The following is a 14,514-nucleotide window of genomic DNA, read 5'->3' on the forward strand; positions in this document are numbered from 1 at the left end:
GGTGGAAAAACCATCAGATATATGGCAACGGCTTCTGAAACCTATTTAAAAAATGAGAAGGATAAACCAGTAGCATCTATCTGGTCTGTTGCTTATACCCAGGAAGGGATAAGCGATTTTACAAAAAGACCGGTTACTTTTATTTTTAACGGCGGACCGGGTTCGGCTTCTGTATGGCTCCATATGGGGATGTTTGGTCCCCAATTGGTAAAGGTAAATTCAGATGCCTTAAAAGATGATGGTGCAGCTCCATATAATCTGATTACAAATAAAAACGGTCTTTTGGACCTGACAGATCTTGTTTTTATTGACCCTGTAGGTACAGGGTACAGCCGGGTGGTAGGAAAAGGTAAAGTTGAGCAATTTTGGGGATTAAATGAAGACGCCGCTTCTATTGCAAAATTTATGAGGCAATGGATTACTGAAAACAATAGGTGGCTTTCGCCTAAATATATCGCAGGAGAAAGCTTTGGAACCACCAGAGCTGCAGCGGTTGCGAATGCACTGGAAAAAGGAGGGCAAAATATGGCTTTGAACGGTTTAATTCTTATTTCCCAGGCCTTAGATTATGCCGGTTCTACCTCAGTACACGACAATATTACCTCCTATTTAACCTACCTGCCAAGTATGGCTGCAACGGCCTGGTATCATAAAAAAACGGGGCAGGGTAAAGAATTGAAGGCTTTTCTTAATGAAGCCCGGGATTTCACCTATAATGTTTATAGTCCCGCACTTTACAAAGGTTCATTATTAAGCGATAACGAAAAAAATGAATTAGCCGAAAAGCTCAGTTATTTCACAGGGCTGAATAAAGACTATATATTAAAATCTGATTTAAGAATTTTAATGCCTCGATTTCAAAAACAACTACTTCTAGATCGCGGACTTGCTGTAGGGCGCCTGGACGGTAGATTTATGGGCGATGAAGTTGATAAAGTTTCCGAAACACCTCATCTTGGTGATCCGGCAGACTATCAGATAAGTTCTGCATATACAGCATCCTTAAATCATTATTTTGCCGATAAACTTAAAATTAAAATGGACCACCCCTATATAACCTCTAATGACTCTATTGGAAATAAATGGAGATGGCGACCTGTTCCTGACGGTAAATTTTGGGAACCCTCAGCCGTAAATGTTGCACGAAAGTTAGCAGAGACGATGAAAAGAAACACAGAGATGAAAGTATTTGTAGCCAGCGGTTATTATGATCTTATCTGTCCATTTTTTGATGCGGAATATACATTTTCCCGAAATGGAATTAGCAGAGAACGTGTTAAAATGGGCTACTATGAAGCCGGGCATATGATGTATACCCATGAACCAGATTTCCTAAAATTATCTATTGATATCAGGGAGTTTTTATCCAATTGAATTTGTAAACATCTCATCTGTTTTTAAAATCCTGTTGTACATTTAAATCATTAACACTTTTAATAGCTGACCATGAAAAAAATCTGCATAATATTTTTAACATTTTTTACAGGCTTCCATGCAGTTAAGGCTCAAACTCAGGAAGACCGATTGCCATTGTTAAAAAAAGAAGTTCAGGAGAAGGTAGAGGCAAGGGCTAAAATGGCTCAGGTAATGGTAGATAAGGTATTCAGTTTTTCTGAACTGGGTTTTCAGGAAGAACAAACTTCCAAATACATTACCGATATTTTAAAGGAGAATGGATTCGAAATAGAATATGGCATATCGGGGGTTCCAACGGCCTGGTGGGCCAAATGGGGAACAGGAAAACCTGTTATTGCCATTGGAAGTGATCTGGATTGTATTCCAAAAGCATCTCAAAAACCGGGCGTAGCCTATCATGATCCTATTGTGGAAGGTGCCCCGGGACATGGAGAAGGCCACAACTCCGGAACACCGCTTAATGTCGTGGCAGTGCTTTCCGTAAAAGAAATAATGGAACGCGAAAAAATTCCGGGTACTCTGATTATATGGCCAGGAGTGGCAGAAGAACAATTAGGAACTAAAGCGTACTACACAAGGGACGGTTATTTTGATGATGTTGATCTTTGCATTTTTACACATGTTTCCAATAATATGAATGTCTCTTACGGTCCTGCAAGCGGTACGGGTATGATTTCTGTGGAGTATACTTTTGAAGGAGAATCCGCACATTCGGCGGGGTCTCCCTGGAGGGCCAGGAGTGCGGCTGATGCCGTTGAATTAATGAATATTGGCTGGCAATACAACCGGGAACACCTGCACCCATTGGGAAGATCTCACTCTGTGATAAACAATGGGGGTGATCAACCCAATGTAGTCCCTTCAAAAGCCTCTATCTGGTATTATTTCCGGGAAATTACCTATCCGAAAATTATGGAGGTTTATGAAAGGGCTGACGAAATTGCAAAAGGTGCTGCCATGATGACAAGGACCACAATGAGCAGCAAGATTTTGGGAACCGCCTGGCCAAGACATTTTAATAAACCGATTGCAGAAGACATGTATTCCAATATTTTGGAAGTAGGCTTACCTGAGTGGAGCGAAGCGGATCAAATGCTGGCAAAAGCAGTTCAGCGTGAAGTAAACTCCCCTAAAGACACAACCGGACTAGCCGTAAAATTGGATACCATAGGTCTCCCGGTTGTAGAACCCGTAAGTGGCGGATCGGATGATATTGGTGATATTTCCTGGAAAGTTCCTACTGTTACACTTAGGTATCCTTCGAATATTCCAGGATTACAAGGGCACCATTGGTCTAATGCTATTGCGATGGCAACCCCAATTGCTCACAAAGGAGTAGTAGCCGGAGCCAAAGTTGAAGCCATGACGCTTCTTGATTTACTTTTAAAACCGGAACTGGTAGAGCAGGCATGGAAATACTATAATGAAGAACAGATAAGTAAGCAAAAATATGTTCCCATGGTCTCCGAAACAGATAAACCTGCAATCTATCTTAATAAAAAAATTATGGAAATATATGCTCCAATGTTAGTTCCATTTTATTACGATGAATCCAAATATGATTCTTATATAGAACAATTGGGGATATCATATCCAACCTTAAGAAACGATCAATTGGAACAACAAAAGGAAATGAAGTGAAAATGAGTGTTCTAAAAAGTTTAATGCCATACATCCTGATTTTTATACTCTCAAGTAGTTGTAAGCAAGGTGAAGGAAAACAGGTACCAGAAATAAAGTTACCGCGTATCGCAATAGCGGGCCTGGCTATAGAATCCAGTACTTTTTCTCCCGCTCAAACCCATGAAGAAGCATTCCATGCCAGGGTTGCAGAAGATGTTTTCTCCTTTTATCCGTTTCTCGCTGAAGATTCAGTTAACCGAAAGCGGGCAGAATGGATCCCAACTTTACGGGCCCATGCTCTTCCGGGTGGCATCGTAACCAGAGAAGCCTATGAATCTTTGGTCTCCAAAACCCTTGAAATGCTCAAAAAAAATACACCTTATGATGGCCTGTTTTTTGATATCCATGGCGCAATGAGCGTGGTAGGCCTCGAAGATCCGGAAGGCGACTTTATCCTTCGTGTTCGCGAAGTAGTTGGATATGAAACCCTGATTTCTACTTCAATGGATTTACATGGCAATGTATCCCCTCGCCTGGCCAAAAATTCAGATCTGATTACCTGTTACCGCATGGCACCGCACGAGGATGCACTTGAATCTAAAAAACGTGCCGTTGATAACCTCTTAAACAGATTAGAAAACGGGAAAGGAAAACCACCATATAAGGCATGGATACCAGTTCCAATATTGTTACCTGGAGAAAAAACCAGTACAAGGATAGAACCGGGAAAAAGCTTGTATGCAATGCTCCCTGATGCTACAAAAAGCGAAGGAGTTATTGATGCTGCCATCTGGATAGGATACGCCTGGGCAGATGAACCTCGTAACCATGCCGTAGTAATGGTTACAGGAGATAATAAAGAAGAAGTGGGCGCTGCCGCAGAAAAGTTAGCACAGCATTTTTGGCGGGTTAGGTCAGAATTTGAATTTGTAGCCCCTACCGCCACTTTATTGGAAAGTCTGGATATGGCCATTGCCAGTAAAAAGAAACCTTTCATGATCAGCGACATGGGAGATAACCCAACTGCAGGGGGTGCAGGAGATGTAAGCTGGACTTTAAACGAGATACTAAAAAGAAAGGAATTTAAGTCGGGACAAGGGCCCTCTTTAATCTATGCTTCCATTCCCGGTCCGGAATTAATAGCAAAAGCCTCAAATTTAAAAATTGGAGATTCTATTGTGGCTCCCGTGGGAGCGGCTATTGATGACCGTTTTGCCGGGCCTGTAATGCTTTCTGGTACAATAGAAGCCATTAAGGAAGGTGATATTCACGCAGAAACAGAAGTGGTAGTTAAAATAGGTAGTGTCCATGTAATCGTAACCAAGAAGCGCAAACCCTACCATAAAGAAGCAGATTTTACCAGTCTTGGGTTGGACCCAAGAAATACAGATATAGTAATAGTCAAAATTGGTTATTTAGTGCCTGAATTATACGATATGAGGGGCGACTGGATTATGGCGCTAACCCCCGGAGGAGTAGATCAGGATCTGGAACGCCTTGGATATAAAAACATTATTAGACCTATGTATCCTTTAGACAGGAATATGCCAGATCCGGATCTGAAGGCAAGATTTGTTCCTTTATCGGATGATATTCCATAAACACGAATAGGATCAGTATTAGACTTATTATTAATATATGAACAAAATACCACGATGAATATGCTAATCTTTAAGAGATTTAGTCTTACGATTCTTATCCTTGGCACCCTTGTTGCCTGCAAGGAAACCAACAAGAATCCTCAAAAAAAAATATCTGAAACAATTACTTCTGAAACGCAAAATGATTTCCTTGGGAATTATGTGGCAAAAGAATACCACCAAAGGACTGAAGGATATGACTGGATATCAGTCGCTGTTAGAAACAAGGGTGATAATACTATTGGCATCTCGGTTAGATCACGAGCTGATAAAAAGAGGCCTACCTGTACTTTTGATTCCAAAGCCTTTAAGGTCAATGATTCTTTATACAGAGCATGTTCAAATGGTGTTGGCATTCTATTTTCCTTTAAAAAGGACTCCTTAAAAATCCTTACGGAAATACCTGAACAGGCAGATGCCCTGCAGTTTTATTGTTCAGGAGGCGGTAACTTCACTGGTGATTATGGAAGAATTGAAGGAGAATTAGACAGCTCCCAGATAGATCCCACCCTTTTTACAAAAACACTGGAATTACAGGGAATTGGATTTTCGGTTTCGTCTTTTGCCAGAAACAATAAAAAAATACTTCAAATTCTTCCATATGGACTCGAAATAGACAATAGTGCTATCACACGTACTCTGGAGGGTTCAATAGCCGATGTGGAAATTGAAGATTTGAATTCTGATGGTTTTCCGGAAATTCTGGTATATCTGTCCTCAGATGGCAGTGGAAGTTACGGCGATGTTATTGGTTATTCTGTAAATAATGGAAAATCTATTAGTGCTATATATTTTCCTCCTATCTCAGAAAATGATGAGCTTAAAAAAGGGTATATGGGCCATGATGAATTTTCAATTATCGAAACCACACTGGCGCAGCGCTTTCCAATATACAGGGAAGGAGATACCAATGCAAATCCAACAGGAGGAATAAGACAAATTGAATACCAATTAGTCGATGGTGAAGCCTCAAGAAAATTTGTGATAAAAAACAGCACCGATTTTCCTGAAAAAAATTAATAATCAATATTTTTTGACGTCCTCTTTTTTGAATCACGGATTTTACTACATTTAGAAGGTGTTGTGATAACAGAATGCATTTAACAAAAAAATCCATTTTATAACACCTATTTTCCTTGAACACCCTATGTACAGAACTTTTTTTGATTAAAACCACCTAATTCGTTTAACATCATGAGAACAGTGTATTTCCTTTTTCTTTTCGTAATACAAGTAACACTTTCTGCACAATCTACCGCACCGCTCATTGAAGAAATAGATTTAGGAAACATTGCCCCCGGTCAATTAGAAACCTATTGGCTTAAAATAATAGATAATGGACTGTCTCAGCCCATTTCTATACCCGTTATTATAGCAAAAGGGAAAAATCCCGGCCCTGTATTAGGCTTAACAGCCGCCTTGCATGGGAATGAGCTTAATGGTATTATGGTAATTCATAAGGTAATTGAAGATATAGATATCCACTCTTTAAAGGGAACTATTATAGCTATTCCCGGTTTAAATGCTGTCAGTATTCCATTACACCAAAGAAGGTATATTGACAAAGAAGACCTGAACCGGAATTTTCCCGGGAAAGAAAAAGGAAACAGATCGCAACAATATGTCTGGCAGATCAATTCAAAAATACTTTCTAAAATAGATTACCTGGTTGATATGCATACGGCAAGTTTCGGAAGGGAAAATACCCTTTATGTCAGGGCAGATCTTAGCGATCCTAAAATGCAAAAAATGGCTTTGCTTCAGAATGCAGATATCATCTTAAACAACAAAGGGGTGCCAAGTGCCAATGATCAAATATCTGCTACGAGAACAATGCGAGCTGAAGCCATATTAAAAGGAATCCCTTCAATTACCATAGAATATGGAAACCCGCAGGTCTTTCAACCTGAAATAATTGAAAGGGGTATAGAGGGCATTGAAAATATAATGAGTTGGCTGGAGATGACTGAAAACAAAATTAAAGTTGGAACTACGGCCACTGTATGTAAAAAATCGTATTGGATATATGTAGATAAAGGCGGTTACCTTGAGGTAAAGACCCAATTGAATCAAAAGGTGAAAAAGAATGATTTAATTGCCGTCTTAAGGGATCCATTTGGAGCGACAATCAAGGAATATCTTAGTCCCGAAGATGGAATTATAATTGGTAGAAGCAGCAATCCCGTTAATATGAATGGTGGAAGAATTATACATTTGGGAATTCTTCAAAACGCTGACGAATGATCCCATGGTTAATCAGCGGTTTTACCGTTATAGCAGTTTACCTTTTAAACAGATGGGAGAATAAGAACATTAAATCTCTGCTCAATTGGTTTCCCGCTATTTTGTTTGCATACCTTATTCCAGCAGGAATTACCGCCCTGATGGACATAGATCTTTCTCAAGACGAGATTCACGATTACAGTAAGCTCTATTTTATTCCATTGGCCATAATTGCAGTAATGAGCAGTTTGTCTTTCCTCCAATTAAAATCAATTGGATGGAAGCCTATTGCGGTGTTTGTTGCAGGCTCATTTTGGATCGCAGTATTCCCTTTTTTTCTGGCACTATTTCTATTGGATAGTGAACTGATCTCAGAATTATTTATCAATCAGGAGTATTGGAAAGGTGTTCCACCTATTGTAGGCGGATGGATTGGGGGCAGTACAAGTCAATTAGTGCTTAAAGAGTTGGTAGCATGTCCTGAAAATATTTTTTTAACGGTTTTAGTAATGGATAATATTCTGGTTAACATATGGACAATCCTTATGTTTCAGGGCATTAAAGAAAGTGATTTTTTAAACCGGAAACTAAAAATTACTAATTTGTCCATGCCGGAAGCCATTAAAAAGCGAGAAGGAAAAAGCCTAAGTCCTCTGCTCTGTTTTCTGATTTTAACGGCTTTTGTTTTTGTCATCAACGCTTTGGTTGACAGTTTTGTGATAAAAATAATTGTTTTGTCTGCTATTGGATTGCTATTAAGTAGTCTAATTAAAAACTGGAATTTTGGTTTTGTACTAAAATTTGGTGGTATCCTTATCCTTATCGTAATGGCTGTTCTTGGACTGAAATTGAAATTTAGTCTGGTAGAATTTGAGTTGGGCTTTCTGGGGTTTATGATTGTCTGGTTGTTGAGTCATTTTATCATCTTATTATTGGTCGCTAAACTTTTAAATGTGAATACAGCATGGGTGCCCATAGCCAGTATGGCCAATGTGGGCGGCATAGCTACCGCACCAGCCGTTACTGCGGCTTATGAACCTAAATGGATGCCTCATGCAATTATATTGGCCATCCTGAGTATGGCTACCGGTACTTTTTGGGGGATGTTGACCATTTTCCTGTTTAGGAGTTATTTTTTCTGAATGGCATTGCATAGTTCAGAAAATACATTCTTAAACACAAGGTTTTTACGACCTATGTATAGATTCTTCTAGCGGGAAAATTACTAATTTTAGATTACGTAACCCCTTGAATTATATAAGCCTCCAGGTTATTTAGTTTTAAATTCAAAGTTTATATTTTAATAAATTAAACCTTCTTAAATGAAAAATATTTTAAAACAAAATAAACAAAATGCCATCGCATTTTACAAAATGGCATATAATGGTAATCCTAAAAAGGCAGTAGAGTTATACGTAGGTGCAGAATACATACAACATAACCCGCTGGTAGGAGATGGACCTCAACCCTTTATTGATTACTTCAATCGCATGGCCATTGAATACCCCAATAAATCGATCGAATTTGTCAGATCTGTTGCTGAAGATGATTTGGTTGCCCTGCATACACATCAAAGTTGGCCCGATAACGAGGAATATGTGACCATGGATTTCTTTAGATTTGACAGGAACGGTAAAATTGTGGAACATTGGGATTCTATGCAACAAATACCCAAGATTTCTGCTAATAACAATACGATGTACTGATAATTAGAACGAATAAACCAAACTATTTTTCTAACTTTAATTGTAGTATTTAGCACCCAATTGACTCAGGAATTTAGTATTGCTATAATTTGAGTTTTATGGTACTTTATGTATATCAAAGTCTGAAAAAAAATGATTTATAGAAGCATAATTAGTTCAAATTGAATGTCCGGTGAATAAACTAAGAAAGATCATATCAGAAAATTTAACAGGGAAAAAAGTCGTCTTTCTGTTCTTGCTAACCAATCTTGTTTATGCATTTATGCTTTTTGTCACCATTCCAAAAACAGTTGCTTATTCTGGTGGAATGAAATTATTGGATATGATGCCACAGGGATACAATTCCGAATATGTAAATGAACTTTTCAGCAAGCTTGGAGAAGAAGGCCGTGAGGTTTATTTATATAATCAAATTCCCATTGACATGATATATCCATTCCTTTTTGGAATAACATATTGCCTGTTAATTGCCTATTTTCTTAAAAAATTAGACAAATTAAGTACTCTTTTTTTCTATTTATGCCTGGTCCCACTTGTTGCCGGAATCGCAGATTATCTGGAGAATTTTGGTATAATAAATATGCTAAATAGTTATCCAGACTTGTCAATGTCACAAGTAAATATTACAAACACTTTTACATTTATAAAGAGTCTTTCAACAACGCTATTCTTTCTAATATTGATTGGGATTATCATAGCTGTTGGAGTTAGGAGGTTAAAATGGAAATAAGCACTCAACTTATACCATACTATTTATATAGGTTGTGGGGCATAAACTCCTTCTAATAAAACGGTAATAAATTTGCTTTAAAATTATAATTTATACTGATTGTTTTTTTAACACTGATGTTAATCCAATGATTATTTGTTCTAAATTACATTACAATAGTTAACCTTTGTAAAGCCATGCTTAAAGTAGAAATTCAACTATGGGTTTTGATATTTTTTCTGGGTTTTGGCCATATTGCAATTCCACAACCAAATGAAAAAATCTTAAATGATAGTCTATTATCGGGATTTCAGCAAATAACAATCGAATGGCCTAAAACCGAATGGTTTGGAAAATCTAAAATAAGCCTTGGCGATTATGGGAATGCTATATATAAAACAGGTATTACTTCCACAGATCAAAAAAATATAAAAGGAGTTACTTATACAAGAATCAAATATAAATTTTCGGTCAATTTAATAACCAAAGACTCTGTAAAAGTTGAACTAAAAGGCAAAGTTCAGGAAGATGAGGGATATGTTTTATCATCTGGGGGAATAACCGGCTTTGTTTTAGAACAAGCTACCGGAATTCAGACCGAAAACTTCGAAGGCGTATTAAAAGGGGATAAAACAATAACTGCTGATATAATCCTAAACGATCAATCTAATGAAATCTGGAGCTTTAAGAGGTATATTAGTAGTATTGAAGGTGATGAAAAATTAGAAAGTAATTTCTTATCTCACGAATACCAGTTCATTGAGATTGTTCCCATTAATACTTATGAGACTCAGGAAATGACATTCAATTCAAAAGGCTCCTACAGTAACTCAGGATATGAATTTTTTATAGATAATACATTGGTAGCGGTTGCTGAATCCGGGTTCAAATTGATATGGTTTAAATCCGATCTGGACAAAAAAATAAAAGGCCTTCTGACAGCAGTAATCCTTTCACTTTAAATTGACTTAAATTATTGAAGAAAATTGACATTTTCAAAATGGTTAAACCTTCAAGGTTATGTAGGAATGTGCTACTTTATTTATCGCTGTGAAACATATATAACTTATTCTGAAAGAATATCTGGATATCCTTTTAATTAGAAATTAATTCCCTGATACCCCTTTATTTTACACCCTTATAATCCTATTTTTATTGGCTTTACGGTGTATTTTTTGTTACTTTTATAAGATGTATTCATGCGGAATATCCTCTATTTGAAACCATGTTTATCAAACGGTAGAGTTCATCCGAATATCTGCTTATCTTAACAAGTCTAACATGGATGCTAAGAGATGCCAAACCATCGGATTAACTCCCGGTAAGGGATAGTTTTAACCCGGGTATAAATTTAATATCTAAGAATAAATGACCTACATAGATTATTATAAAATATTGGGGATTAATAAGAAAGCCTCTGAAAATGATATTAAAAAAGCCTATCGGAAAATGGCCCGAAAATACCATCCCGATCTAAATCCGGGTGACAAAGAAGCAGAGAAGAAATTCAAGGAAATAAACGAAGCCAACGAAGTTCTGAGCAATCCGGAGAATCGCAAAAAATACGATAAACACGGGAAAGACTGGAAACATGCCGACGAAATTGAAAAAGCACAGCAGCAGCAGCAATATCATAGAAGTACACAACAAAGAGGTCCTGGCCAATATTCAGAAGAAGACTTTTCAGACTTCTTCGGTTCCATGTTTGGAGGAGGATCTACAGGAGGTCGAGGTAGAAATGTCCAATTTAGGGGACAAGACTACAATGCGGAATTACAGTTGGAACTGGAAGATGTCTATCGCACCCATAAACGAACCCTTACTATAAATGGCAAAAATATTAGGTTAACAATTCCGGCAGGCGTTAAGAACGGGCAGGTAATCAAAATTAAGGGGTATGGCGGAGAAGGAGTCAACGGTGGACCAAAAGGGGATTTACACATTAAATTTTCGATCCTCAATCACTCGAAATTTAAACGTGATAAGGACAACCTTTATGCAACGATTGATCTGGACCTATACAAAGCCCTGCTAGGCGGGGAGGTTGTTGTAGATACCTTTGATGGAAAAGTAAAGTTAAAAGTAAAGCCGGAAACAAAAAATCTGACAAAGGCAAAATTAAAGGGTAAAGGCTTTCCTATATATAAAAAAGAAGGTCAGTTTGGAGATCTGTACATTACGTATCAGATAAAAATACCAACCAATCTTTCAGATAAAGAAAAGGAATTATTTAAGGAATTGGCAAAACTAAGATAGATATGGAGCTAAAAGATTTTATACCAATTGTCCAGTTATGTGAACATTATAGTGTAGAGGTTTCATTTTTTAATGAACTCCATGAAGAGGGCTTAATCAGTATCACAACCCTTGAGCAAACTTCCTATCTTCATCAGGATAAAATTAGTGATGTGGAAAAAATGATTAGAATCCACCGGGAATTAAATATAAATACTGAAGGTATTGATGCAGTTTTCAATTTGCTGCAAAAAATTGATAGTTTACAAAATGAATTGAATAAGCTTCATAACAGGCTGCGTTTGTACGAAAACGATTATTGAAAATAAATTAAGAGCAACATTTGAGAAAGATTATTAATAAAAGTATTATTCCAATTTTAAAATAATGAAATCCATAGAACTCATAAGAGAATGGATGCTAGCTCATCCAACTTCGACAACATTAATAAAATACGTTCTCCTGGTGTTATTGATAATTGGGTTTATTCAATTCCTGAGAAGATTCATTCGCAAAAATTTACCAAACTCTAAGGTTAAATATAAGTCTCAAAAGGGAATAGAAGTAATTGGTTATTTGATCCTCGTAATTCTTACGCTCTCCTATTTTACCGGGAATATTAAGGACTTTACATTAGCAATTGGACTTTTATCAGCGGGGGTTGCAATTACCCTTCAGGAGTTGATCTTAAGCATTGCGGGGTCTATGTTTATTTTCTTTGTAAAAGTATATATCCCTGGTGATAGAATAGAGATTAATGGAATTAAAGGTGATGTAATTGATGTAGATAGTATTTATACCACTATGATGGAAATTGGGGAATGGGTGAGCAGTGATAATTACAGCGGGAGAATAATTAAATTGAGTAATGCATTTGTTTTCAAAGGTCCAATCTATAACTATTCCAAGGATTTCCCTTTTATTTGGGATGAGTTTAATTTACCTATTAGGTATGGGTCAGATGTTGAAATGGCAAAAGATATTATTATCAAGGTAGCTACTGAAAATTTGTCTGAATATGTAGCAAATTCCATAGCTAAATGGAAGGATGTTGTTGAGCGATACTATATCGAAGATGCAAAAGTAGAACCTACTCTGGCTATTAGGATGACCGATAATTGGATTGAGTTCAACCTGAGATATATTGTCGATTATAAAAAAAGGCGGTTTACAAAACATATATTAAATGAATTAATTGGGAAAGAGTTTGAAAAAACCAATGGAAAAGTAATTTTGGCTTCTACAACCGTTGAAATAGTGCGAATTCCAATAGTAAATATTAACGACAAAGGTATAACTCAAACAAACAATGATAGTTAATAAACAGTATTTCATCCCCTTCTTTTTACTTTCACTGCTAATTTCATGTAACTCACCTCAAACAGCAGATCAAAAAATTGATTCAGCTTCCAAATCCGTCTCCACATCCTATAGCCCTCCTGTTTTCTCCAATGACAATCGTGTGGAAAAGATAAAGAGCATTTCTACCGAAATGCAGCAACTGATAGAGGAACATGCAAAAGAGCGCAAAATACCCGGGGTCGCGTACGGCATAGTAGTAGATAGTGAGCTCATTGTTGCAGGGGCTGCCGGGCTGCTTGATATTTCCAGGGAACTACCTGTAACTACAGGGGCTGCATTTCGAATAGCATCCATGAGTAAAAGCTTTACGGCTATGGCTATTATGAAACTTCGGGATGAAGGAAAATTATCACTCAGTGATCCGGCGACTGATTATATCCCCGAAATGGCAGCACTGAAATACCTCACTTCTGATTCTCCGGTAATTGATATTGAAAACCTCATGACAATGACCGCCGGCTTCCCGGAAGATAATCCCTGGGGGGACCGTCAATTAGATGAGCCGGATGAAATGCTCATAAACCTTCTTGCTGAAGGTATTGCATTTTCTAACCCTCCCTCCTATACATTTGAGTACAGTAATACGGGATATGCCCTACTAGGTAATATTATAAGCCGTGTCTCCGGAATGCCTTATCAGCAATATATCACAGAGAATATTTTACTGCCACTTGGTATGAAAAATACCTATTGGGAATATGATAAAATTCCAAAGGAACTGTTGGCGATTGGATACCGATGGGAAGATGATCAATGGAAACTGGAACCTATGCTTCATGACGGGTCTTACGGTGCAATGGGAGGTTTAATAACTTCTATAGAAGACTTTAGCAAATATGTTAGCTTTCACCTTTCTGCCTGGCCGCCCAGGAGCGATGCGGAAAACGGACCCGTTCAGAGAAGTACTTTAAGAGAAATGCATACGCCCCAATTTTCAAGCTTAAATGCTGAAGCCACAGACTTCAACGAGAAACCTTGTGCATCAGTTTCCGGATACGGATACGGATTAGGGATTCACACCAATTGTAAAGGCCTAAAATTGGTCAGACATGGCGGTGCACTACCCGGTTTTGGAAGTAATTATGTATTTTATCCAGACTATGGCGTTGGGATAATGGCCTTTGGTAATCTTACCTATACGGCTCCATGGCCCCTTAAAAAGATAGAAAAATTACTATTTGAAAGCCTGGACTTAGCGCCTCGTAAACTTCCCGTATCGGTTATTTTAAAGGAAAGACAGCAACAAGTGAGTCAATTAATTCAATCCTGGAGTCCTGATTTGGAAGAGGAATTGTTGGCAGAAAATTTTTATATGGATAAATCACGTGAACACCGGATGGCGGAGGCAAAAGAGATTTTTGACAAAGCAGGTACAGTTCTCAGTACGAATGAAATTAAACCCGAAAATCAACTAAGAGGCAGCTTTAGCATTAAGGCAGAAAACGGAGTCATTAACATCTTTTTTACACTAACCCCTGAAAAAGAAGCGAAATTACAGCAACTTTATTTATCATTTGAACCTAGCGAATCCTAAAAAAGTAAAGAGTGCGATCGCACTCTTTACTAATCTTTTGAGAGAAATAAATTTAGTCTTTCAAGC

Annotated in this window: 13 protein-coding genes; all 13 read left to right on the plus strand. The window is 37.6% G+C overall.

The annotated features are described in order from the left end of the window. A partial coding sequence (locus WBM60_RS15945) for a S10 family peptidase (RefSeq protein ID WP_424283318.1) occupies positions 1–1,374 on the plus strand: 1,374 nt, incomplete at its 5' end. A gap of 72 nt (positions 1,375–1,446) precedes the next feature. Continuing rightward, positions 1,447–3,057, plus strand: coding sequence for a peptidase dimerization domain-containing protein (locus WBM60_RS15950; RefSeq protein WP_424278671.1), 1,611 nt, complete (start codon positions 1,447–1,449; stop codon positions 3,055–3,057). Between the two features lie 2 nt (positions 3,058–3,059). After that, positions 3,060–4,640, plus strand: coding sequence for a M81 family metallopeptidase (locus WBM60_RS15955; protein WP_424283319.1), 1,581 nt, complete (start codon positions 3,060–3,062; stop codon positions 4,638–4,640). Positions 4,641–4,694: 54 nt separating this feature from the next. Further along, entirely contained in the window at positions 4,695–5,699 is a 1,005-nt protein-coding gene (locus tag WBM60_RS15960) for a PliI family lysozyme inhibitor of I-type lysozyme (RefSeq protein ID WP_424283320.1), read from the plus strand. A gap of 174 nt (positions 5,700–5,873) precedes the next feature. After that, positions 5,874–6,923, plus strand: coding sequence for a succinylglutamate desuccinylase/aspartoacylase family protein (locus WBM60_RS15965; protein WP_424276445.1), 1,050 nt, complete (start codon positions 5,874–5,876; stop codon positions 6,921–6,923). Next, positions 6,920–8,044 (plus strand): DUF819 family protein, encoded by a 1,125-nt coding sequence (locus WBM60_RS15970; protein WP_424263296.1) that lies wholly within the window; start codon positions 6,920–6,922, stop codon positions 8,042–8,044. The genes WBM60_RS15965 and WBM60_RS15970 overlap by 4 nt, the downstream gene beginning before the upstream one ends. Positions 8,045–8,224: 180 nt before the next feature. Then, on the plus strand, positions 8,225–8,608 hold the full coding sequence (locus WBM60_RS15975) for a nuclear transport factor 2 family protein (RefSeq protein WP_424283321.1): 384 nt from the start codon (positions 8,225–8,227) through the stop codon (positions 8,606–8,608). Positions 8,609–8,780: 172 nt separating this feature from the next. After that, entirely contained in the window at positions 8,781–9,338 is a 558-nt protein-coding gene (locus WBM60_RS15980; protein ID WP_424259096.1) for a hypothetical protein, read from the plus strand. A 176-nt stretch (positions 9,339–9,514) separates the two neighbouring features. Beyond that, positions 9,515–10,279 (plus strand): hypothetical protein, encoded by a 765-nt coding sequence (locus WBM60_RS15985; RefSeq protein ID WP_424259095.1) that lies wholly within the window; start codon positions 9,515–9,517, stop codon positions 10,277–10,279. Between the two features lie 406 nt (positions 10,280–10,685). Beyond that, a complete protein-coding gene (locus WBM60_RS15990; RefSeq protein WP_424276874.1) occupies positions 10,686–11,573 on the plus strand; it encodes a DnaJ C-terminal domain-containing protein in 888 nt (295 codons plus the stop codon). Positions 11,574–11,575: 2 nt separating this feature from the next. Next, entirely contained in the window at positions 11,576–11,875 is a 300-nt protein-coding gene (locus WBM60_RS15995) for a chaperone modulator CbpM (RefSeq protein WP_424276875.1), read from the plus strand. A gap of 64 nt (positions 11,876–11,939) precedes the next feature. Further along, positions 11,940–12,872, plus strand: a complete 933-nt coding sequence (locus tag WBM60_RS16000) for a mechanosensitive ion channel family protein (RefSeq protein ID WP_424262714.1) — start codon at positions 11,940–11,942, stop codon at positions 12,870–12,872. Then, on the plus strand, positions 12,862–14,448 hold the full coding sequence (locus WBM60_RS16005) for a serine hydrolase domain-containing protein (protein WP_424283322.1): 1,587 nt from the start codon (positions 12,862–12,864) through the stop codon (positions 14,446–14,448). The genes WBM60_RS16000 and WBM60_RS16005 overlap by 11 nt, the downstream gene beginning before the upstream one ends. Positions 14,449–14,514: the final 66 nt, after the last annotated feature.

Origin of the sequence: Eudoraea sp. (assembly GCF_049669105.1) — a bacterium.
Lineage (GTDB): Bacteria > Bacteroidota > Bacteroidia > Flavobacteriales > Flavobacteriaceae > Eudoraea.